Origin of the sequence: Nostoc sp. DedSLP03 (genome assembly GCF_034530815.1) — a bacterium.
Taxonomy (GTDB): Bacteria; Cyanobacteriota; Cyanobacteriia; order Cyanobacteriales; family Nostocaceae; genus Nostoc.
Genome location: NZ_JAVRCK010000037.1, coordinates 43,144 through 65,231, shown reverse-complemented (window position 1 = coordinate 65,231; position 22,088 = coordinate 43,144). Strand labels below are relative to the sequence as shown.

Genomic DNA, 22,088 nt, shown 5'->3' with positions numbered 1-22,088 from the left:
CTATATATTTAGACTAAGCTTTGAGAACGGAGAGGGGGGGATTCGAACCCCCGTTAAGTTTCCCTAAACAGACTTTCCAGGTCTGCGCCTTAAACCACTCGGCCACCTCTCCAGGTGCCACAATTTACAATTATACTATAGAATCCCAGAAAATGCAAAGATAAAGAAAGATATTCTAAATTGAACTTGATAGTCCTAATCCCAAAACGCAAATCCAGATGTCCCGTACATACACAATTAAAGTTCGCGATCGCGCCACTGGCAAAACACACACCCTACAAGTGCCAGAAGACCGCTACATCCTGCACACTGGCGAAAAACAAGGGGTAGAACTACCGTTTTCCTGTCGCAACGGGGCTTGCACTGCTTGTGCTGTGAGAGTGTTATCAGGAGAAATTTACCAACCAGAAGCGATCGGCTTGTCGCCAGATTTACGTAAGCAAGGTTATGCCTTGTTGTGTGTGAGTTACCCCCGTTCTGACTTGGAAGTGGAGACACAAGACGAAGATGAAGTCTACGAACTTCAGTTTGGACGCTATTTTGCTAAGGGAAGAGTTAAAGCGGGTTTACCCTTAGATGAGGAATGAAGAAGAATTCAGAATTCAGGAGTCAGAATTCAGAATTCTGTCTCGATAAACAATTCAAAATCACCGAATTTCTGATGCCTGTAAATTTTGGTGACTGGGTGCGAAAAATAGCGATTTTGGCTTGCTTATTGCTGTTAGTGAGTTGTCAAGGTAAAAACCAGCTGCCAAACAATGAAGCCCAGGTAAAAGTAGCGCGAGTAGTTAGTGGGCAAAGTTTGGAAGTTTTGGGCATGGCTGAACAACCAAATTTGATTTCCCAAGTGCGGTTAGTGGGTGTTGATGCACCAGATTTGCGACAGCGCCCTTGGGGGGAAGCAGCAAAAGAACAGCTAGAGAATCTAATTGGTGGTGTAGAACAATCGGTAACGCTGGAGTTTGATTTAGAAGCAAAAGACAAAATCGGGCGAACTCTAGCTTATGTGTGGAAAAATAAGGTGTTATTGAATGAAGAATTAGTCAAACAAGGAAATGCAATGTTTGTAGGGCGATCGCCTAACCACAAATATGACCAGCGTTTAGAACGTGCCCAACAATGGGCTAGACTCATGGGGCAAGGAATCTGGAACCCAGAAAAACCCATGCGCCTCACTCCTGCCGAGTTTCGCCGTCAAAATCTTTGAGGACTGGGGACTGGGGACTGGGGACTGGAGACTGGGGATTGGGGACTAGGAACTAGGAACTAGGAACTAGAGGGAAATAAACCAATGCCTCATGCCCAATAAGAAATGACAAATGACAAATGACAAATGACAAATTTACAAATTTTTCTAGATATTGCTACAGAAGCGGCCTTGGCTGCTGGTGCTATTTTGCAAGGTTACTTGGGTAAGTTAGAAGATGCAATTATTGAAAAAGGACGCCCTGGTGATTTAGTTACTGCTGCTGATAAAGCTTCAGAAGAGTTGATTTTAGAAATTTTGCGTTGCCACTTTCCCCAGCATTCGATCCTCGCTGAAGAATCAGGAAAATTAGGTAATCAACAGAATGAGTATCTCTGGGCAATAGATCCTCTCGATGGCACAACCAACTACGCTCATCAATACCCATTTTTCGCCGTTTCCATCGGGCTGTTAATTAATGGCGTTCCCCAAGTGGGTGTAATTTATGACCCATTTCACAACGAGCTATTCCGTGCTGCTGCTGGCTTCGGAGCAACGCGAAACCGTCAGCCTATCAAGGTTTCAGTAACATCTGAACTGAGTAAAAGCCTACTAGTAACAGGATTTGCCTACGATCGCCGCGAAACCTCTGATAACAACTACGCAGAATTTATTCATCTTACCCATCTTACCCAAGGAGTTAGACGTAGCGGTTCGGCATCGCTAGATTTGGCTTATGTTGCCTGTGGACGTGTCGATGGTTACTGGGAACGAGGACTTTCTCCTTGGGATATTGCCGCTGGGATAATTTTGGTACAAGAAGCTGGAGGCAAAATCACCGCCTACGATGGTACTGCTGTCAAAATTGAGTCTGGTAGAATTCTTGCCACAAATAGTTATATTCACGGCTCTCTTAGTAACGAACTTTTACGGGTTCCGCCACTGTCAGCTTGGGTGTAGCAGATGGGGGCTTTCTCTACGACTTTGGGTACACTAAAAGCAATCTAACTGCTCCCTTGGTGTAAAAACTCTATATGTCTTTCAAAATAGATCGTGGACTATTTAAATATGATTTCATAGATCATCACGCAGTGCTGTGCGTTCCAGTTGATGCTGATGTCAAAGAGATTCGCAAACGCTATCTCCAAGTCGCCCGCCGTTTGCACCCAGACAGTAGTCTTACTGAAACTGCTGCTCAAAAACATCTCGGTAATGAATTGTTATCAAAGTTGGTTAATCCAGCTTACGAAAAACTCTCTGGCGATCGCACTCGCACTGAATATATTCTAATTTTGTCGCAAATTGGCAAGCGTCTGGTACAGGAATCGACTTCGGTAACTCTAAACACCGACTTGGCTAGACAGTTAGTTGAGGCAGCTAATATCGATCATTTTTATAAAACTGCGATCGCAAAACTAGCCCAAACTCAATATGATTCTTTAGAACAAGCACTGCAAGTCATTGCCCAAGCTAGTGAATTGAATTTAGTGTATTTAATGCGGAGTGCGGGTAAAGCATCCGCCGCGCCGCCACCTGCTCAACCCAGAGTTCAATCAGGTACACCTCAACCAAACACACCAAAAAATACACCAGCAGCAGCACCAGCACCAGCGCCACCAAAAGAAGACTTGATTGTAGAGCAGTATATTCGTCGCGCTCAATCTTTGATTGACAAAAACCAATTTGCCCCAGCCAAAGTAGAATTGCAAGAGGCCCTAAAGCTAGAACCGAAAAATAGCCGCTGTCATAGCTTAATTGCAATGGTGTATTTGAAGCAAAATCAGCTAAAAATGGCCAAAATCCACTTTGACAACGCTCTAAAATTAGATCCCAGTGACGAAACGGCTCTGCAATGGAAACCTAAAATAGATAAGGCTTTAGGACAACAACCTAGCGATCAGAAGGTGACTTCATCCCCCAATAATGGAGATAAGCAACCAGATAAATCTGGTAGTGGTTTGTTCGGTGGTTTGTTTGGTGGGAAGAAAAAATAATGGTGTATCAACCAGCAGCGGGAGCCAGGGATTTATTGCCCTTGGATGTGGAGAAAAAACGCTGGATTGAAGATCGGTTACAGCAGGTGTTTCATCGTTGGGGATATCACAGGATTATCACCTCGACTTTAGAGCGGATGGATACCCTGATGGCGGGGGAAGCAATCCAGCGTCAGATGGTGATTCAACTACAACAAAATGGCGAAGATGATGAATTGGGGCTACGTCCAGAATTAACAGCATCTATTGCTCGTACTGTTGTGACTCGAATGGCTGGTGTGACTTATCCACAACGGTTGTATTACAACGCCAATGTGTTTCGCCGCACTTGGGAAAGTAGGCATAATCGCCAGCAAGAGTTTTATCAAGCTGGGGTGGAGTTGTTAGGTGCTGGCGGATTGTTGGCGAATGCGGAAGTCCTGCTGTTAGTAGCAGATTGTTTGGCAGCATTAAGTTTGCAGGGATGGCATTTAATTTTGGGTGAGGCGGGAATTACCCGATCGCTTCTGAGTGCTTTTCCTGCTAATTTACAGGATCGAGTTCGCAGTGCGATCGCTCATCTTGACCGCATCACCATAGATAATTTACCCCTAAGTGACAAACTGCGCGATCGCGCCCAAATCATCATGGATTTGCGCGGGCCAAGTGCAGACGTGTTGCAAAAAGTTAGTAGTTTGGATTTAGATGAAGAACAGCGAGAGGCAGTGAATAACCTCAAATCCCTAGTAGAATTACTAGAATCAGAGAAAAAATTTCCGTTAATCCTCGATCTCAGCCTGATCCAAACCATAGATTACTACACTGGTCTTGTATTTGAAGTTGTCAACGATACCGAATCCCAAGCCAGAGTTTTAGGGCGCGGTGGTCGCTATGACCAGCTTTTAGGGCTATATCATCCTCAAGGAGAAAACATTCCCGGAATTGGTTTTGGACTAAGTATCGAAGATTTATACCAAGTTTTGTTGTCTACTCAGCAATTACCACAAGAAACTCCAGCGACTGACTGGTTGGTAGCACCAGAGACAGCTAGTGCTAACGCTGCCGCCTTTGTCTATGCACAAAAACTCCGAGATTCTACTGATTTGGTGCGAGTAGAAATTGACTTAGGAGGAAGAGATGCAGAGGCGATTCGCCAATATGCAAGCGATCGCCGCATTGCCCAAATTGCCTGGATCAAAGCTGATGGTTCATCAAAAATAGAACCATTACTTTAATGAGCATGGGGCATGGGGCATTGGGCATGGGGAAAGGAAAGGGGTAAGGGGAAAAGGGGAAAGATGAAATTTATTCCTTTTCCCTTTAACCTTTTCCCCTGTCCCCCTGCTCCCCTGCTCTCCCCTCCCCTGCTAGTCTAGAAAGAGCCGATACAGAAGAGAGGGAATCGAGAACATGCCGCATACAATTGTTACAGAAGTCTGTGAAGGCGTTGCAGACTGCGTAGATGCTTGTCCAGTAGCTTGTATTCATGATGGCCCAGGCAAAAATGCCAAGGGAACTGATTGGTACTGGATTGACTTTGCCACTTGCATCGATTGTGGTATCTGTCTCCAAGTTTGCCCTGTAGATGGGGCAATTCTTCCAGAAGAACGACCAGAGTTGCAAAAAACTCCGTAATAGTCCATAGTCAACAGTCAATAGTCAATAGTTATGTTTGACTTGACTGTTGACCAATGACCAATGACAAATACTCGGCTTCGCTCAGTACAAGTGACCAATGACTAATGACTATTTATTAGAAGTTCAAAATGTTCGCGCTGGATACATCAAAGATGTAGATATCCTGCAAGGTGTGAATTTTCAGGTTGCACCAGGGGAATTGGTGACAGTGATTGGCCCCAACGGTGCAGGTAAATCTACTTTGGCAAAAGCAATTTTTGGGCTTTTGATCCCCCACACAGGCACAATTACTTTCAAAGGTGAAAATATCGTGGGGCTAAAGTCCAATGAAATTGTCCAACGAGGAATGTGCTACGTACCGCAAATCGCCAATGTTTTCCCTTCTCTGAGTGTTGAAGAGAACTTGGAGATGGGCGCTTTTGTGCTGAACACTCCCCTGAAACCAATTAAAGATAAAATATTTACTATGTTTCCGAGATTAAGCGATCGCCGTCGTCAACGTGCTGGTACTCTCTCTGGAGGAGAACGCCAGATGCTAGCGATGGGCAAAGCTTTGATGTTGTCACCTGGTTTGCTGATTTTAGATGAGCCATCTGCTGCTTTGTCGCCGATTTTGGTGACACAAGTGTTCGAGCAGATTAAACAAATTAATCAGGCAGGTACTGCGATCGTATTAGTTGAACAAAATGCCCGTAAAGCTTTAGAGATGGCTAATCGTGGATATGTATTAGAATCGGGACGTGATGCGATCTCCGGCCCTGGTGAAGAATTGTTGAATGACCCGAAAGTGGGTGAGCTATATCTGGGAGCAGGTAAGAGACATTAACCCTTTTTTATCACTCTTGCCCCATTCAACATAACACCAGCTTAATATCGGAGCTTCACCAGTCTATAGCGATGACTAGGTTGGGCTGCGCCGACGCTATCTATAACTAATACAAAAGCCATAACATTACCTGCCACTGCCGCGACCGTCGTTTTCGATGCTCAAAGAATTCTCCCTAATAATCCGTTTCTAATCACATCTACAGCTAGTCGAGAGGCAAAACAGGACATTCATTCAGGAAAAACTGACTAAAATCTAAATTACCCGGATTTACCAAAATCCCATTCGCAATGACGCTCTCTACGAGACGCTAAAAGCGTAGCTTGCTTCTCTGAAAGGTACGCAGACTCGCTCTAAGCCAAGCCATGCCGTTCGCGGAGCGTCTCGTAGAGAAGGCTTTACGCTGCGCTAACGCAATTCTGAATTACGTCATGGATGGGATGGGTATTTAGACCCCAACCATAAATTAAATGTATAGGTATCCAAAAATACATCGGATATCGGTGGAATTAAAGAATCTGGACGGGCTATTCGCCGTCATAGCAGTTTTTATATTGGATTATATGGATGGATATAAAAGATTCCTACGAATTAGTTGCCGAATGATTTATACTAAGTACTAAAAATCACCAGTACTACCAACAAGGACAAAGGGCTATGAGGCTTCTTTTATCTTGCATCCTAGCCCAAGTTGTAGCCCCGTAAGCTTGTACAGAGACGTAAAGGACAGAGAAAGAAACTTTCTAGATTCTCAGCGTCTCTGGGATTATTTTTATCTTGGGCGTCCCAATGTAGTGATATATAGAACAGCTTCATCAGCAGGAATGCCTAAAACTTCATTTACTTGGTCGTCAAAGAATCCACCGATACCACTGACGCCTACATTCAGGTGCATTGCTGCTAAATTCAGGCGTTGTCCCAAATGACCGGCATCCATGTGTAAGTAACGGTAAACGCGATCGCCATATTGTGCGATCGCAGCTTTCAAATCGGCTGTGTGAAATAATACCGCTGCTGCATCCCGTCCTAATTCTTGTCCCAAACAGAGAAAATGTAATTCTCGCCGAAAGTTTTTAAACCGGATTTGGCGTAATTCTTGGGCTTTGGGCGCGTAATAGTAACAACCCGCCTCCAGTCCTTTGACTCCGCAAACAGCAATGAATGTTTCAATTAAATTTAGATCGAAGTAGTCTGGAGAAATATCTAAGCTTTGGTCGATGTAATTTTGCGGTTGGTAAGTGAAATCGAGTAAACTTTTCAATTCATCGAAGCTTAAATCATCACCATTGTAAGCGCGGGTAGAGCGTCGCTTATACATCGTGGTTTCCAGTTCTGATAGTTTTTGTCCCCAGTTTATAGGTGCAGTAGTGGTGGGAATTTTTAAACAGAAAGGAAAATTGTATTTATCCTCTAAAGATTTTTCTTGTTTAATAGTTGGTAGATTAAGATTACCAGTTACACCTGATTGGATCTGGGTATGTTGATGGAAATATGTTAGTAGTTCGCCATCAGGGATTTGAGGATAACTGGTTTCAGTAGCGGAAGGTAAAGCAGTACATCCCAATGGTAAATTTTGATTAATATCTAATAAGTCTGCCAGAGGTAAGACAGCGATCGCACCTTCTTGTTGCGGATCGATATAAAGCAGATCGTTAACCGATTCATCAACAAAACCGCCGATTAAATGGGGGCGATAATCAGTAACCGCACCAGCTAACTCGATATTACCCAACAGATGTCCCGTATCCAGAAAAATCCGACGGTAAGCCCGATCCTCATAGCGCCACGCAGAACGATAGAATACCGCAGTCACAATAATTGCCAATTGAGTATTTTCTAAAGAAGGATGCCAGAAACAAGCTGCTTGCAGAGTTTGCCAAACATCACTTTCCCAATAATGCATGAGAGAATGAGTTCGACACTGGTAATTATATAGACCAGGCGGCAATAACGACGTACCACGAGAAACCACATACACCTCGGCAGGGTATAGTCCGCCTGCACTGGGAGCAGCGCGTAAATACACTGCACTACCCATAGAAGGCATTCTTGCTGTCAATCCATAACTACGAAACAATAGCCGTGAAAGTCTTTGCCACCACTGAGTATCTGGGTTATTAGCAAATGCCTCTGTTTTTTCTTGGATATAGGGTTTGAGATCAAAAGTAGAGCCAATTTTGTACTCTTTAAAGGGTACTGGCTGTTTAGTCCAGTCTAATCGCTGGTTTTTAGAGGCGAGAGTATCAGGGTTGTATTTAGTTCGTTCGTGATAATGCTGGGCAATTGATTGGTGTAATTCTGGCATAGTACTTTTAATATCCTTGGGGCATCCTTTTATTGATCTTGGCATTCATTAGCCTCATTATTTCGTGTCAATTGGTACAATCCTCAGAGTCATAAAGTGGTATTTGGTAACAATTGAATTGGAGATTGGAGATTGGGGATTGGGCATGGGGAAAGGGAAAGGGGTAAGGGGAAAAAGGGAAAGATTCAATTTATTCCTTTTCCCTTTAACCTTTAACCTTTTCCCCTGCCCCCCTGCCCCCCTGCCCCCCTGCCTCCTCTGCTCCCCTGCCCCTCTGCCTCCCTGCTCCCCATCTTCTTTCGCAGTACCATATAAACGCAAAACTATCTAAGCCTGGATGTGCAATGATGCCTGTACGTCAAACTTTATCAAAACCTGATATCCAACTTTCTTATTTAGAATGGAATCAAGGTCAAGAACCTTTACTGCTGTTACATGGCTTAGGCGATCATGCTTTGGTGTGGTCTAGTTTAGGAGATTATCTGGCGGCGGATTACCACATAGTTGCGCCAGATATGCGGGGACATGGCCAAAGTAGTAAACCAGAGATAGATTATAGCTTTGAGAGTGCGATCGCAGACCTGGAAGTGCTTATGGATAGTCTTGGATGGACTTTTGCCCATATTGTAAGTCACTCTTGGACAGGTAAATTAGCCGTCATCTGGGCAAGACAAAACCCAAAGCGTTTACGGAGTATAATTCTCGTCGATCCGATTTTTATCTGGAAAATGCCCAGTCTTTTCAGGGTAACTTTCCCGATGTTATATCGCTTCTTGCCTTTTCTTAAAAGCATGGGGCCCTTTGCCAGTCAACAAGAAGCCGAACAACAAGCACGGCAATTAAAGCAATATCAAGGATGGACTTCTTTACAAGAGCAAGTCTTCCAAGCAGGAATAGAACAAAAACCCGATGGAAGTTGGGGCAGCAAATTTACTATAGCCGCCCGCGACGGAATTTTTGAGGCAGTCATGCAAGTGCCTGGTTTTACAATTCCCCTTGACATCCCTGCCCTATTCATCCAACCAAAACAAGGATTAAACCGCCAAAATTGGCAAATTCAACCCTACAAAACCTATCTTCAAAACTTACGTATCTGCCAAGTTCCCGGCAATCATTGGCCGTTTTTGACACAACCAGAGGCATTTAACCAAACTGTGGCAGCTTTTTTGGCAGAACATAGATCAAAAATCTCATGATTATTAGACGGGATTAGTCATACAGCAACAGAAGAATTAATAGGAGCGATGTCTAGGGGGATTAGGCATTGGGAAAGGGAAAGGGGTAAGGGGAAAAGGGTAAGGGGAAAAGGGGAAAGATTGAATTTATTCCTTTTCCCTTTAACCTTTAACCTTTAACCTTTAACCTTTTCCCCTGCTCCCCTGCCTCCCCTGCCCCCTCATCTCCCCACTATCTTGTCATGAGCCTTTGTATCAATCCCGTTTGCCCTCAACCAAATCACCCGAATAATCAGCAAAACCGCTTTTGTCAAAGTTGTGGTTCCCATCTAGAATTGCTAGGGCGTTATCGGGTGACGTGCCTGTTGAGTGACAAAACAGGTTTTAGTAAAGTTTATGAGGCATACGAACAAGATACCCCCAAAATTCTCAAAATACTCAAAGAAGATTTATCAGGCGACGCCAAAGCAGTAGAACTATTTCAGCAAGAAATAAGGGTGTTGGGAAAATTCAAGCATCCTGGAATTCCCAAAGAAGATAGTTACTTCCAGTATCAAACCCGAAATGGTTTAGTGTTGCATTGCATTGCAATGGAAAAAATCGATGGCTACAACTTAGAACAGTGGTTACAGCAGCAAAATAGCCCCATATCTCAAGAACAAGCCATAGACTGGTTAAGACAGTTGATAGAAATTTTAGATGTAGTACATAGCAAACAGTACCTACATCGAGATATTAAGCCATCTAACATTATGATTAGATCCCCCCTTGAGCGGGGTTGGGGGAATCTAGTACTGATTGATTTTGGTACCGCCAATGAAATTAAGAAAACCCGCCAAGACCAACTAAGCAATGGCGACAAGATGACAGCACTTATGTCATCTGGCTACAGTGCCCCAGAACAAATGAATGGTCAAGCAGTACCGCAATCAGATTTCTTTGCTTTGGGACGCACTTTTGTCTTTTTGCTGACAGGATATCATCCTTTGGAGATGTATGATGTCCAGCAAAATTTGTTGCACTGGCAAAATCATGCGACCCACATTTCACCCTTACTATTGAATTTAATTGATTGGCTAACAGCATCAGATATAGAAAAACGTCCTGCCAGTACTCAAGAAATATTGCATTCTTTAGAAGAAATAGAAACTCAATTAACAGACACAACTCTGACAAATAGTAATATCTTAGAATCTTCTAATATTGAGCATTTAACTATAGGTATTAATAAAAACTCATCACCTCCAAAGAAGCAGCCAGAAAAAGTGCCGCTATTGACATTTTTTGCAGTTTTATTAGTAATATTAGGACTACTTAGTATAGTGACTTTAGCCATACGCAAATCAGATTTACCTGACACATCTTATTACAGACAATATCCAGAAAAAAAAGGTAATATCGATTACTTTCCTTATCAAGAAGGAAAGGATAGTCAGGGAAGGATAGCGGAATTTAATATAGCGGTTTTATCACTAAAATATAAATGGCTTTTAGGTAGCAACTTTCAACTTAAATCCAATGATGAAATTATTAGCATTGACCTTTTAAAGTTGAATTTAGAACAAGAAGGTATAGAGAATATCATGGAAGCTCCCAATGAAATTATCTCTGTCGGCACGGCTTCTTGTAAAAGTGATAGATTAATTCAAGAACGTGTGGCTTTAGAACGTTCTAAACAAATACAACTTTTGATTAAAAAATTATTTATTAATACACCAAGTGTCAAAATTTACCGCTTATTGAATTTGGGTCAATTTCAACGAAGTGATTGTCAGGCAAATCAAGATTTAACGACATATCAAACAAGTGTGATAATTATTGGTGTTAAAAGAGAATCATCAGGTGTCATTCTTGACGAGGCGCTACGGAATAGGTTAGAAAAGAAGCCTTTTGCTGATTTTAAATTAGAAGATTATTCTTTGGGATCTGCACAGAAGTTTAAGACTATACCGAGCAATTTTTAAAGTCTCTAGCAAAGTAAAATCAGTATATAGGCATATCTCTTATGGCAAGACCAGCAGATATCAGCATCAGATACTGTATTTGTCTTTGTTGACAGATTACTAGTAGCATCTTCCCAACTAACTAGGACGGTTATTCACACCGTAAATTTTTAGAATAATTTGTCAAAATAAATGATAACTGGAGGTTCAAAATATGAAATTTTCAATCCAATCACTTTACACCTGGTATCGCAGTGTACTCCGTAACCCCAAATACCGTTGGTGGGTAATTTTAGGAACGTTGGTTTATTTGGTTAGCCCATTTGATGTTCTCCCAGATTTTATACCCGTTGTGGGAGAGATTGATGATGTTTTCCTCTTGACTCTGCTAGTTGGTGAGGTGTCTGGGCTAGTGATTGAAGGTTGGAAAGCTCGTAAGGGTGAGGTGGGTACTGAAGTACCTAATAATACTGAGGGTTCTAGCTCTAACTCTAGTGGAAGCACCATTGATGTTGATGCTGTTTCTGTTAAGTAGTTTTAACAACAAAATAAAGTTGAATAAACCCCTGCTTTTGGCGTCTTAAGGTAGGGGATATTTTTTTAACGCAAAGGAACGCGAAGGGAAGCGCAGAGGAACGCAAAGAGGATGAAAGAGATTCAGAGGAGGAGTTAGAGGTTGTTGGCTACGCGTTTAATACCTTCTTTGAGGTGGAGGATGTTAAAGTTGAGGAGAAGACCTAGTTTGCAATTTGCGAGTTTGAGATAAGTTAAAAGTTGAACGGAATGAATTGGGTGGAAGGACTCTACAGATTTAATCTCTACAATTACTTGGTTTTCGACCATCAAATCTAATCGATAAACACATTCCAATTGCACATCTTGATAAACTAAGGGCAATGGAATTTGCTTACCAACATTCAATCCGGCTTTATTCAACTCATAATCCAAGCATTCCTCATAAGCCGACTACAATAAACCAGGCCCTAAAGCATTATGCACCCTCATTGCACACCCAATAATCACCCCACTCAACTCATTCTCTCTCATCCTCTGCGTTCCTCTGCGCTTTCCTTTGCGTTCCTCTGCATTTAAAAATCTTTCACAAATTCCGTTAAGAACCTGAATGCTTTCAAAATATAACTAGCGCAATCTCTAGGAGAAGTATTGTAAAACGATCGCCATGCACTCGCCTTATCCTCATCATAGCGATCGCTGCGTTGACTATGATTTTCCAGCCAAGCCAATCGCACCGCATGGCCAATTAACACATCCAATACGATATATCCTTCAATTTGCAGCTTGGGATTATTAGCCGCGATCGCTCCTAATTCGATTAATGCTTCAATATTAACTTGGCGGTATTCTGGAGCTTCAATTTTATTTAGTAAATGCTCAACTAATAGCGCAAAATTCCTTTCCCCGGCTGTCATTTCCGACAGCATTATCTCACTATCTAAACGATTGCGCCGCTCTAATTTATCGCCAATTACTAGACCCTTGCAATGTTGCATTAATAGCCAAACTTGTTTAAAAAATTCTTTTGGTACGCGTCCCGTCGCACCCTCGGCTTGGCGAAACCGCCGCCAACCACCCGGCGGAACTTCTATCCCTTCGGCGATTCCTGGTGACACTACCCAAGCAATATCACTTTCTTTTTGTTTGACGTGCAGCGATTCTTGCTGGCGCAACAGGTTACTCATACCAGTATATCCAGTTAATACCTGACGCAAGCGCATTTTTACTTCAAAGGGTGAAAGTTGCATTAAGCGGTCGTAAGCTTCATCTTGAGTGACATGCAATTCCCGCGCTAGTTCGCTGGTGATTAATAAGATCAGATAGCCAACTCTCAACGTTAGTAGTCCTTGGAATAGTTCGGGTTCTGAGCGAATTAAGATACCAACATAGATTAAAATCTCTTGAGTGAGGACGCGGTCGCGGATATCCTCACGACAAAAATGATTAATTTTATCCGCAATTTCATCATGGGACATGGGTACGCTAATCAAGGACGCTTCACTGTAAGCTTTACCCACAGCAATTTGCTTACCCCGCACCAAAATACTCGTGACTGCATCTGATAAGCTAATATCAACCATTTGGCGCAACCCCGCAGCCCGACGCACTACTGCCCAAATGCCTAAATCTCCGGCTTTGGTGTAAACTTCATCTAGTAAATCGCCTACGGTGACAGGATATCCTGGGCCGCCATACCCCGTATCAAATTTCATTCCCTGCAAGCGAGTTAATGTTTGCAATAACTCGATTTGCTCGTAAATATTCTCTGATGAACGCAAGTAAGAAAGCAATAACCCCAAGTTAGTTTCGTACTCCATTTGAAATTCTTGGGTATGTCCTAAGCGCCAGTTTTTATCAGGATGATATGCTAAATAATAGCAACGTGGGCTAGCATTTTTCACTGGCGATCGCGCGAATTCTGCATTTGGTAGAAAATCAATTCTTTGGATTCCGGCTGTTAACATTAGCTGATTTAGCCGCCCTAATTTTACCTGCACGCCGTTACAAACACCATCTTTGAGTTCTTGCATCAGTTCTAGTAATGCTTCAGAACCACTTTCTAACATCGTGTGCGTCAACATTAAAGTTAAGGTAGGACGACCTAAATCGCTCCAATATTTTTGAATGTAAGCTAGTTCGCTTCTAATTTGATCCAGTAAAAAATGGTAATCAAGGGTTAAATAAAACTGTTGAGAGTCTGAAAAGGAAGGCAAAAATACAATTGTTTCACCGCTAATCCGAAAGATTCTAGATGTTGTCAAACTCCGCAACCGTCGCACTGGCCGCCCAGTTAAACCAAGTTTATCGTTACGTCCAATTTGGGTATAAATAGCTGAAAATTCTTCAGCTTTTCTTACCTGAATCGGTTCTACTTGGGTAGGCGTTTGCGCTTCAATTCCGTGAACTTCTAGTTTCGTTTGTAAATCTTCATCTTCTGCTAACAAGGCAATTTGTACCAATGCTTCGCGCTGTTTGCCCACACACAAATGTCTTCCTAAAGGGTCGATATCACCAACCGCCAGTAATCCTTCACTTAACATTTCACCAAGAAAATATAAACTCTGCGCCCACACCAAGGGAATATTTTCATTGGGCAAACGTGGTTGCGTTTGAGGTGTTAATTTTTCTGCTTCTATGTTTTCTGCCAAAACATAATAAAGTTCTGGCAATAAACGCAAACCATTTTGTTCTATAAGTAATGATTCTAAAAGATTTTGGTATTTTTTAACTTGTTCTCGATCGCCGCGAAATAATCCATCTAAAACTAAATAAGTGAAAAATAACGGCCATTCGCATTCAATATGCTCAAATTGCTTGAGTTCCCACGGTTCGTAGTGTAAGCGCTGACTATCTTCTAAAACGGTTTGGTGTCCATCACGCAAGAAGCGTTTGCAACCGTATTTACCTGCAAGTTTATTGATAATATCGTTTAAGGTGCGATCGCGTAACTCCAAATCTTCCACTGCAAAGGCAGGATAACTAATAATACTTAACAGCGCTGCATCAATTTCTTTGGAACCAGATTCTCTCGGCAATAGGGATTCTAGTGTAATCCGGGCGCGGGCGATTTCATCTGGTAGCACATGAATCACCGATGCTTGACTCCCACGCACACCAAACAAATCCAGTCCGTTGATAGCTTCTAAAGCAGCTTTTGCTATGCCTACAGAACTGGCATTTAATTCAGCATTTCCCCGATTAATTTTATTACCGCGTTCCCAAATACCGTAATCTGGCGTGCGGTAAGCTCGTCCAATATAGTAAACCAAATTTTGGACGAAATTTACTTCATCAATTGTATAAATTATTGGCAATCCCGCAGCCGTCATTTGCGCCAACATCAGCAAAAATATAGATGTGGCATCAAGTTGCAAATGTCCCCATTCGTTATCTCCAACAACAATGTCACCAGTCGCGGTATTATATTTAGCGTGCAGTCCATCTAGTAGCGACTGAGTATGTTTAAATGTCTCGACTTTATGAGCCTGTCGCATCATCGCAAATAGTAATCCGCGCATCAGTTTAATGACACTGTGTTCTAGTTCATAGGTGCGTCCTTTGTCGTCATCAATCTTGCGGTATGCAAGTCCTAAACCCCAAACTGCCAAAATGCTGTAAACGTTGTCTCGCACCCAGGCATCTGTATAATCGCCGTGGGCTGTAATCGCTGTGCTTGCAGGTAGTAAACCCGTAATTGGATTTTGCCGAGTCAGGATGATTGTTTTGATTTGCTGGTAGTAATAGTCTAGGCGAGATAGCAATTTGGTAGATGTTTTCATGGCTTGGTTCAGAACAACTTGCAAAATTTCACACTGTGACTCTAAACCAAGCCAGAACAAGTTCTGTAATGGTTGATGGGACAACAGCTAAGGGTGATGTGAGTTTATTATTATCTCCTGTTAATACGCCTCTGGGTACTGAATTTTAGTGATTCCGAACTAAAATATGATACTTGCTCAAACTCTTCTTATAGTTTGTAATATTTTATACTTAATTTTGGATTTTCTTAAGGCATAACGAATTCTTTTTGTTGATAGTTTAAATTAGATAAACAAGTGCTAATTTCAGCGAGCGATCGCAGAACGTTTAGGATGTTATGAAGCGGAAAGAATTTATTACAATATCTTTTACAGCACTACTACTGAAAGCCTGCAATCTAAATCCAATAAACAAAGTTATGAATGATGAATTTTTCTCTTATGGGCTAGACAGCAAAGCTTCCTTACCTTGGATCGAGCTATCTGAAGATGAGAGAAAAAAATATTTATCGCCACTAAAACTCTTTAAAGTTTTGCGATCGCTAAAGCTCAAACACCTTACTGCGACTATGAAGTGAAACCAGCCAACCCATTTCTGATTGTTCGTCGTCCAGGTGACTATGCATGAAGTTGCTTGATGCAAAATACTACTTGTATAGATGTGGTAAGACTCCAGACTAACTCGAAATTTGGTAGATGTTTTAATGGTTGGGTTTAGAAATACTTGCAAAATTTCACACCTTAAAGGAGTGGGTTTCTTGCACTTGGGCTATGGAGAATGGGACATTGAGATGGGATTCTGTACCGTAAAGCATAGGGATACGTAAATCTTCTCTAGAAATATCGATCTCTGCGTGGGTGGAAAAATCCCTCCCAAGAAGTCCTTAGAAAGAGGAACTCTCAAGAGTTATTCAGTGCTGGGATGAGGTCAAAAAATCAAGAGTGCTTAACTTTGAAGGATGAGCTTATGGTAGTCTAAACTAAATCACTACTTTGAGGTTATGCTTATGCTGATATAAATTAAATCATTTTTGAACAAAAATATTTATTAAATAAATATAATTCTAATGTAAATCTGTTTTAAGATTAATGTGTTTGTGTTAAATATTGATTCAGCAAATAATTGCAGTCAAGAAAGGGAGGCTATCCTCAACCCAATCAAATTTGATAAAAAATAGGGGTTATGCACTTTACAAATAAATCATCTTGTGCATTACCATCTAGACATCGGTTCAGCCTTTTACAAAGCATATTTTATTAGTTGCGTAGGCGAGCATTGACCGCAGGCATCGCAAAAATCTACCTAGAAGCCTTGAAAACCATAGTTAGCTATCTTGGCTTATCTGGCAATGCTTAAGTCATAAAAAATTAATTAGTTTGTTTACATAATAAATATCCTAGTTTGCTTTATTACACTCTAAGATATTTACTAAATAGAGTTTTAGGAATAATTATTATTTTACTTACTAACATCAATAATTGAAGCCCCGATCTAGATATTAGCTTGAAAAAACTAACAATTGTTATTGCTGTTCTGAATAAATCAAGTAATTACTATTTTATCCAAAATAGCAGCAGATAGAATAAAGGGCGTAAATACATAAAGAATTTAAAAGCTTTTTACCTAATATATTGTTTATTTTTTGGAAAAAGAAATATTAATCTTAAATAAATAGGAGTAACACTATGAAAACAGTTGGGATGTATCGTCGAGCTTATCCGAGAGTATCAGAAACTTTTATCGGAGAACAAGCCCATAATTTACAAACATACAAACCGTTATTTCTGACTTGTAAACTCTTAGCAGAAATTCCTTTTGACAATATTGCTATTAGTAATAATGACCAATGGAAGATTAAGCAATTATTTCATATAATTTCTGCTTCACCAAATATGTTTGGCAAAGAAGCTGAACTAAAAAATCTAAAATTAATTCACGGACATTTTGGGCCAGATGGTATTTATGCAATGCGATTGGCAGAGAAATTAAATATTCCTTTCATCGTTACATTTTACGGTTTTGATATCACAGTTTCACGTCGATCTATGTGGCTGTCAGGTAATCCAGCATTCTATCAATTTCTTTTGCACGAAGAAGAATTAAAACAAAAAGCATCTAAATTTATCGCTTTTTCTAGTTTTTTGTATAAAAAGATGATTGAATATGGTTATCCTGAAGATAAAATTATTAAACTCAATAGTGGGATAGATTTAGAAAAATTTGCTCCAGCCAGTGAATTAAAAGGTGAAAGATATATTTTATGTGTAGGCAGACATACTGAAAAAAAAGGAATTGATACCTTATTAAAAGCCTTTGCCCGAATTGCCAATAAGCATCCAGATGTGTCAGTTATCCAAATTGGAAATGGCACACTGACTGAAAACTTTAAAAGTCTAGCAGATGAGCTTGGTATTAGTAATAGAGTCAATTTTATGGGAGCAAAACCTTATGAAGTGATTCAAAAAACTATGAGAAATGCAGAAATATTTTCTCTACCCAGTCAAACAGCAAAAAACGGTGATAGCGAAGGTTTACCGCTTTCAATATTGGAAGCCGCCGCTTCTGGTTTACCAATAGCTTCTACCTGGCATAGCGCTATCCCTGATGCTATTTTAGATGGAGAAACTGGCTTTTTAGTTGATGAAAAAGACGATCGCTCTCTCGCGGAAAAATTAGATATTCTTTTGTCCGATCGGGCTTTGGCTAAAAGTATGGGTAAAAAAGGACGAGAGTTTATTTGCGAAAATTTTGATATTCGCAAGCAAACTGCCAAGCTAGAAGCTATTTATGACTTAGTAATTAGTTAACGACACTCAAGTAAGAGTATCTCAATTTAGATCGCTGAACCTCAAGCATTTGTTAATGAGCAGAAGTTTTCTAATCCCTTATTTAGAGACAACTCCCTTTTTTTAGCCATCCGTATGGTTATTTATTCGCGATCGCTAGTTCTCACAGATTATATTAGTAGCAAAACTGACTATGATCGCAGAATAATTCCGCAAAAAAATCAAGGTAGCAAGCTAAAAATTTATATAAACCTTGTCTACCTTGAGAACTGTAGTTTTGTAGGTTGGGTGCAGCAATAGCGTAACCCGACATAAAATTTGGTGGTAATGTTGGGTTGCGTTTCACTCCACCCAACCTACAAAATATATTTTTTCAAAAACTCTAGGTTTCAACTTAGATGAGGTTTAAAGCTACTAAAGATATAAAATTTTCTCTGTATCTACCGGAGAGCGCTGTTACGGGTTAGGATGATGACTAGCAATGCTTTAATTTAGCTATCGATATTGATTTGTTGAAATTTTATGGACCATAGTCCACAAGATGGCAGTATCAACCTCCTCTGAGCTGTGGTGAGGAAGTCTCCCAGCGCGGGGGAGACTTAGGAGATATATATCATGCTCACAGAAGATATTCGTGATTTGTTGACTGATACTACCGATTTAAACCAGTTGAAATGGGATTTAAATCGGTTGCAACCTGTGGATGTGGGAGACTACATTACACAATTGCCCGAACAACAACGGGCGATCGCATTCCGTTTACTCAACAAAGCTCAGGCAATTGATGTATTTGAATATCTGCCGACAGAGGTGCAGGAAGAACTAATTAATTCTCTGCATGATGTCCAGGTAGTACAACTTGTAGAAGCGATGAGTCCCGACGAACGGGCAGAATTGTTTGATGAACTACCGGCTGGAGTAATCAAACGGTTATTACAACAACTCAGTCTAGAAGAAAGGCAAGCAACAGCAACGATTCTCGGCTATCCAGAAGGTACGGCTGGGCGGGTGATGACAACCGAATATGTCCGCTTGCGCCAAGGATTAACTGTAGGTGAAGCTCTGAGCAAAATTCGCCGTCAGGATGAAGACAAGGAGACGATTTATTACGCCTACGTCACAGATGATAACCGGACACTGGTGAGAGTAGTTTCACTGCGGCAATTGCTGTTTACTTTTCCCGATGTTTTCATTAAAGATATTGCTAGCGATCGCGTCATTAAAGTTAAAACCGAAACCCCTCAAGAAGAAGTAGCGCGAATTATGCAGCGCTACGACTTAATCGCGATCCCCGTGGTTGACCGAGAAGACCGATTGGTGGGCATCGTCACCATTGATGATGTCATGGATATTTTGGAAGAAGAAGCCACAGAAGATATCCAAAAACTAGCGGGTGTGAGTGGTGATGAAGCCGCTTTATCCTCTCCCTTACTCACCATTCGCAACCGCTTACCTTGGCTGTTGGGGATCATGGCTCTGTATATTGGTGCAGCCAGTGCGATCGCTCCTTTTCAATCTGTAATTGCCGCAGTGCCAGTTCTTGCAGTGATCATGCCAATATTTTCTAACACTGGTGGTACTGTCGGTATTCAATCATTAACGGTAACAATTCGTGGCTTAGGAGTGGGAGAAGTAACAGCCAAAGATACCTTGAAAATTCTTCGCAAGGAACTTCTAGCTGGTTTAGGTACAGCCTTAGCTTTAGCCACAACGATGTTCCTGCTTTCTTTAATTTGGGCGCGACCCCAAGAACGATGGGTGGCTTTAATTGCTGGAATGGTAATGGCAACTAATACAATTGTGGCTGTTACACTCGGTACTTTACTGCCAATGGGTTTGACACGGCTGAAGCTTGACCCTGCTTTGGTCAGTGGCCCGTTAGTGACTACAATGCTAGATACAATTGGGTTTTTAACATTCCTCAGCCTAATTTCTCTAGCTTTAAACGTTTTCCATTTACCAACTTGAAGGGATTGGGCATTGGGGACTGGGGATTGGGCATGGAGAAGAGACAAGGTAGACAAGGAAGAGGGGGGAGACTTGTCGGGTTTTGGGGAAAAGGTTAAAGGGTAAAGGTTAAAGGTTTTTTCTTTCCCCTTGTCCCCTTGTCCTCCTTGTCCCCCCTGTCCTCTTGTCTCCATCATCTCCCTCAGTCCCCAGTCCCCAGTCCCCAGCCCCCAGTCCCCAAATCCTATGCCTACTACTACCTGGAATCGTCATCACATTCTTTCCCTGGCTGACTTTACTACTACCGAATACGATACAGTTTTGCAAACTGCTGCCAGTTTTCAAGAAGTGCTATCACGGCGGACAAAGAAAGTGCCAACTTTGCAGGGACAAGTGGTGGCGAATTTATTTTTTGAATCGTCTACCCGAACTCGCAGCAGTTTTGAACTAGCAGCCAAACGTTTAAGTGCGGATACGCTGAACTTTGCCGCCGCCACATCTTCTATGACTAAGGGAGAAACAATTCTCGACACAGCGAAAACCTATTTGGCGATGGGAACTGATATTATGGTAGTCCGCCATCGAGAGGCAGGAGTACCAAATGCGATCGCGGCTGAAATGGATCGCCTCGGTGTCCGAGTTAGCGTCCTCAATGCTGGTGATGGTCAACATGAACATCCTTCTCAAGGACTGCTAGATTTATTTACCATAACTACTCTAATTGACCCAGATCATCCGCGACTGGAACTTTTAAAGGGGAAAAAGATTGCCATTGTTGGGGATATTCTCCATTCTCGTGTGGCGCGATCGAATATTTGGAGTTTAATTGCTAGTGGTGCTGAAGTGCATCTGGCAGCACCGCCAACCCTCTTACCTAAATTCTTTGCCGAGTTTATCTCGGAGGAAGTAGAAGACAGAAATTATTCCCCCAATCCCCAACTATTTCTACATTGGCAGCTAGAACCAGCTTTGCAGAATGCAGATTTTGTCATGACTTTACGTCTGCAAAAGGAACGAATGACGGCTCATTTGCTGCCAAGTTTGCGAGAATATCACCAACTGTTTGGCATTACATGCACAAAACTGCAACTTTGTAAACCAAACGTCAAAGTTTTGCATCCAGGTCCAGTCAACCGTGGTGTTGAAATTAGTTCTGAATTGATGGATGACCCAGAATTTAGTCTCATTCAATCACAAGTTACCAGCGGTGTCGCTGTTCGGATGGCACTGTTGTATTTATTGGGCAGTGGTAAGTCTTAATAACAGGATAAACTCAAGTTTTTTTGGTTATCATTCTTAGATTGGCTTAATTTCTATACTTGGGCATATTGACAAAATTGGCTCATTTTTAACTTGTTACCAATGCTATATGCCTAAAGTTATGACTTAAAATCCTTGAATTTTAATCCTATCGGACTAACTCACAGAAAAATACATAATCTTATAGAAATTATGTATTCCTCCGATCGCATGAGGACAAAATTCTCTAATCTTGGCACACTGGTATCGTAGAAGATCGGGATTCAACGACTTCTAGAAGTGTCCGAGGTAAATTATGAAACGAATTTTTTTGACGGCAGCAGCCTTACTCAGCACGCTATCTTTAGCTGCTCCCATTCCCGTCAAAGCAGAAAATTCCGCCCCTGTTCGCCGCTTGTTAGAAACTAGAGAATGTTCTGGATGCAATCTAGTAGGAGCTAACCTTAAAGGCGCTCATCTAATCGGTGTTGACTTGAGAAATGCAAATTTAAAAGGAGCTAATCTCGAAGGTGCTAACTTAGAAGGTGCAGATTTAACCGGTGCTAATTTAAAGTCTGCCAATCTCACAGAAGCATTCGTCAGCGATACCATCTTAAATAATGCCAATCTTACCAACGTGAATTTGAGTAATTCCCGTTTATATAATAGTGACGTAGATGGTGCTGTTTTAGCTGGTATTGATTTAAGCGGCGCTGATGTATTTAATACTGCCATTAGCATTGGTGGTGAGTACTAATGGTGAGTCATGCTTTCCAAGTTAAGAGTTAAGAGTTA

At 41.5% G+C, this 22,088-nt stretch carries 17 protein-coding genes, 1 tRNA gene and 1 pseudogene; 15 read left to right on the top strand and 4 right to left on the bottom strand.

Annotation, left to right across the window (positions count from 1 at the left end):
* Nucleotides 1-27: 27 nt before the first annotated feature.
* A tRNA-Ser gene (locus RM368_RS18925) sits at nucleotides 28-112 on the bottom strand.
* 106 nt (nucleotides 113-218) lie between these two features.
* Between RM368_RS18925 and RM368_RS18920 the strand changes: the two genes are divergently transcribed.
* From RM368_RS18920 to RM368_RS18890, 7 genes are all read left to right on the top strand, one after another.
* The gene (locus RM368_RS18920) at nucleotides 219-587 is read left to right on the top strand and encodes a 2Fe-2S iron-sulfur cluster-binding protein (protein ID WP_194041586.1); all 369 of its coding nucleotides are present in this window, start codon (nucleotides 219-221) and stop codon (nucleotides 585-587) included.
* A gap of 74 nt (nucleotides 588-661) precedes the next feature.
* Nucleotides 662-1,207: a thermonuclease family protein gene (locus RM368_RS18915; RefSeq protein ID WP_322695492.1), complete on the top strand. Its 546-nt coding sequence runs from the start codon at nucleotides 662-664 to the stop codon at nucleotides 1,205-1,207.
* Between the two features lie 126 nt (nucleotides 1,208-1,333).
* Complete coding sequence (locus RM368_RS18910) at nucleotides 1,334-2,146, top strand: inositol monophosphatase family protein (RefSeq protein WP_322695481.1); 813 nt, start codon at nucleotides 1,334-1,336, stop codon at nucleotides 2,144-2,146.
* Between the two features lie 74 nt (nucleotides 2,147-2,220).
* Complete coding sequence (locus tag RM368_RS18905) at nucleotides 2,221-3,180, top strand: J domain-containing protein (RefSeq protein ID WP_322695480.1); 960 nt, start codon at nucleotides 2,221-2,223, stop codon at nucleotides 3,178-3,180.
* Nucleotides 3,180-4,394, top strand: a complete 1,215-nt coding sequence (locus RM368_RS18900) for an ATP phosphoribosyltransferase regulatory subunit (RefSeq protein ID WP_322695479.1) — start codon at nucleotides 3,180-3,182, stop codon at nucleotides 4,392-4,394. The genes RM368_RS18905 and RM368_RS18900 overlap by 1 nt, the downstream gene beginning before the upstream one ends.
* 175 nt (nucleotides 4,395-4,569) lie before the next feature.
* Complete coding sequence (locus RM368_RS18895) at nucleotides 4,570-4,794, top strand: ferredoxin family protein (protein WP_322695478.1); 225 nt, start codon at nucleotides 4,570-4,572, stop codon at nucleotides 4,792-4,794.
* Between the two features lie 100 nt (nucleotides 4,795-4,894).
* Nucleotides 4,895-5,623, top strand: a complete 729-nt coding sequence (locus RM368_RS18890; protein ID WP_322695477.1) for an ABC transporter ATP-binding protein — start codon at nucleotides 4,895-4,897, stop codon at nucleotides 5,621-5,623.
* A gap of 772 nt (nucleotides 5,624-6,395) precedes the next feature.
* On the opposite strand, the gene RM368_RS18880 is transcribed toward RM368_RS18890, so the two are convergent.
* Nucleotides 6,396-7,928 (bottom strand): SagB/ThcOx family dehydrogenase, encoded by a 1,533-nt coding sequence (locus tag RM368_RS18880; protein ID WP_322688200.1) that lies wholly within the window; start codon nucleotides 7,926-7,928, stop codon nucleotides 6,396-6,398.
* A 347-nt stretch (nucleotides 7,929-8,275) separates the two neighbouring features.
* Here RM368_RS18880 and RM368_RS18875 point away from each other — a divergent pair, with 347 nt between their 5' ends.
* The 3 genes from RM368_RS18875 (at nucleotide 8,276) to RM368_RS18865 (ending at nucleotide 11,581) form a co-directional block, all read left to right on the top strand.
* On the top strand, nucleotides 8,276-9,124 hold the full coding sequence (locus RM368_RS18875) for an alpha/beta hydrolase (RefSeq protein WP_322695491.1): 849 nt from the start codon (nucleotides 8,276-8,278) through the stop codon (nucleotides 9,122-9,124).
* Nucleotides 9,125-9,345: 221 nt separating this feature from the next.
* Nucleotides 9,346-11,067, top strand: a complete 1,722-nt coding sequence (locus RM368_RS18870; protein WP_322695476.1) for a serine/threonine-protein kinase — start codon at nucleotides 9,346-9,348, stop codon at nucleotides 11,065-11,067.
* A gap of 193 nt (nucleotides 11,068-11,260) precedes the next feature.
* Complete coding sequence (locus RM368_RS18865; protein ID WP_322695475.1) at nucleotides 11,261-11,581, top strand: YkvA family protein; 321 nt, start codon at nucleotides 11,261-11,263, stop codon at nucleotides 11,579-11,581.
* A gap of 134 nt (nucleotides 11,582-11,715) precedes the next feature.
* Here RM368_RS18865 and RM368_RS18860 read toward each other — a convergent pair.
* Both RM368_RS18860 and RM368_RS18855 read right to left on the bottom strand, forming a co-directional pair.
* A pseudogene (locus RM368_RS18860) lies at nucleotides 11,716-12,093 on the bottom strand (GxxExxY protein).
* A 41-nt stretch (nucleotides 12,094-12,134) separates the two neighbouring features.
* Nucleotides 12,135-15,341, bottom strand: coding sequence for a glycoside hydrolase family 15 protein (locus RM368_RS18855; RefSeq protein ID WP_322695474.1), 3,207 nt, complete (start codon nucleotides 15,339-15,341; stop codon nucleotides 12,135-12,137).
* On the opposite strand from RM368_RS18855, the gene RM368_RS18850 reads away from it, so the two are divergent.
* The 5 genes from RM368_RS18850 to RM368_RS18830 all read left to right on the top strand — a co-directional run bounded on the left by RM368_RS18850 (nucleotide 15,332) and on the right by RM368_RS18830 (nucleotide 22,050).
* The gene (locus RM368_RS18850) at nucleotides 15,332-15,490 is read left to right on the top strand and encodes a hypothetical protein (RefSeq protein ID WP_322695473.1); all 159 of its coding nucleotides are present in this window, start codon (nucleotides 15,332-15,334) and stop codon (nucleotides 15,488-15,490) included. The genes RM368_RS18855 and RM368_RS18850 overlap by 10 nt on opposite strands.
* Before the next feature lie 1,516 nt (nucleotides 15,491-17,006).
* Nucleotides 17,007-18,128: a glycosyltransferase gene (locus RM368_RS18845; RefSeq protein WP_322695472.1), complete on the top strand. Its 1,122-nt coding sequence runs from the start codon at nucleotides 17,007-17,009 to the stop codon at nucleotides 18,126-18,128.
* Nucleotides 18,129-18,722: 594 nt separating this feature from the next.
* A complete protein-coding gene (gene mgtE / locus RM368_RS18840; protein WP_322695471.1) occupies nucleotides 18,723-20,075 on the top strand; it encodes a magnesium transporter in 1,353 nt (450 codons plus the stop codon).
* A gap of 225 nt (nucleotides 20,076-20,300) precedes the next feature.
* Nucleotides 20,301-21,314, top strand: a complete 1,014-nt coding sequence (locus RM368_RS18835) for an aspartate carbamoyltransferase catalytic subunit (RefSeq protein WP_322695470.1) — start codon at nucleotides 20,301-20,303, stop codon at nucleotides 21,312-21,314.
* Between the two features lie 295 nt (nucleotides 21,315-21,609).
* Nucleotides 21,610-22,050, top strand: a complete 441-nt coding sequence (locus RM368_RS18830) for a pentapeptide repeat-containing protein (protein ID WP_322695469.1) — start codon at nucleotides 21,610-21,612, stop codon at nucleotides 22,048-22,050.
* Nucleotides 22,051-22,088 lie beyond the last annotated feature (38 nt).

Excerpts from the sequence above, each read along its gene's own strand:
- RM368_RS18855 (WP_322695474.1), bottom strand. The coding sequence starts at position 15,341 with ATGAAAACATCTACCAAATTGCTATCTCGCCTAGACTATTACTACCAG.
- mgtE (WP_322695471.1), top strand. The coding sequence starts at position 18,723 with ATGCTCACAGAAGATATTCGTGATTTGTTGACTGATACTACCGATTTA.
- RM368_RS18865 (WP_322695475.1), top strand. The coding sequence starts at position 11,261 with ATGAAATTTTCAATCCAATCACTTTACACCTGGTATCGCAGTGTACTC.
- RM368_RS18845 (WP_322695472.1), top strand. The coding sequence starts at position 17,007 with ATGAAAACAGTTGGGATGTATCGTCGAGCTTATCCGAGAGTATCAGAA.
- RM368_RS18890 (WP_322695477.1), top strand. The coding sequence starts at position 4,895 with ATGACTAATGACTATTTATTAGAAGTTCAAAATGTTCGCGCTGGATAC.
- RM368_RS18835 (WP_322695470.1), top strand. The coding sequence starts at position 20,301 with ATGCCTACTACTACCTGGAATCGTCATCACATTCTTTCCCTGGCTGAC.
- RM368_RS18850 (WP_322695473.1), top strand. The coding sequence starts at position 15,332 with ATGTTTTCATGGCTTGGTTCAGAACAACTTGCAAAATTTCACACTGTG.
- RM368_RS18920 (WP_194041586.1), top strand. The coding sequence starts at position 219 with ATGTCCCGTACATACACAATTAAAGTTCGCGATCGCGCCACTGGCAAA.
- RM368_RS18875 (WP_322695491.1), top strand. The coding sequence starts at position 8,276 with ATGCCTGTACGTCAAACTTTATCAAAACCTGATATCCAACTTTCTTAT.
- RM368_RS18870 (WP_322695476.1), top strand. The coding sequence starts at position 9,346 with ATGAGCCTTTGTATCAATCCCGTTTGCCCTCAACCAAATCACCCGAAT.
- RM368_RS18880 (WP_322688200.1), bottom strand. The coding sequence starts at position 7,928 with ATGCCAGAATTACACCAATCAATTGCCCAGCATTATCACGAACGAACT.
- RM368_RS18895 (WP_322695478.1), top strand. The coding sequence starts at position 4,570 with ATGCCGCATACAATTGTTACAGAAGTCTGTGAAGGCGTTGCAGACTGC.
- RM368_RS18910 (WP_322695481.1), top strand. The coding sequence starts at position 1,334 with ATGACAAATTTACAAATTTTTCTAGATATTGCTACAGAAGCGGCCTTG.
- RM368_RS18915 (WP_322695492.1), top strand. The coding sequence starts at position 662 with ATGCCTGTAAATTTTGGTGACTGGGTGCGAAAAATAGCGATTTTGGCT.
- RM368_RS18900 (WP_322695479.1), top strand. The coding sequence starts at position 3,180 with ATGGTGTATCAACCAGCAGCGGGAGCCAGGGATTTATTGCCCTTGGAT.
- RM368_RS18830 (WP_322695469.1), top strand. The coding sequence starts at position 21,610 with ATGAAACGAATTTTTTTGACGGCAGCAGCCTTACTCAGCACGCTATCT.
- RM368_RS18905 (WP_322695480.1), top strand. The coding sequence starts at position 2,221 with ATGTCTTTCAAAATAGATCGTGGACTATTTAAATATGATTTCATAGAT.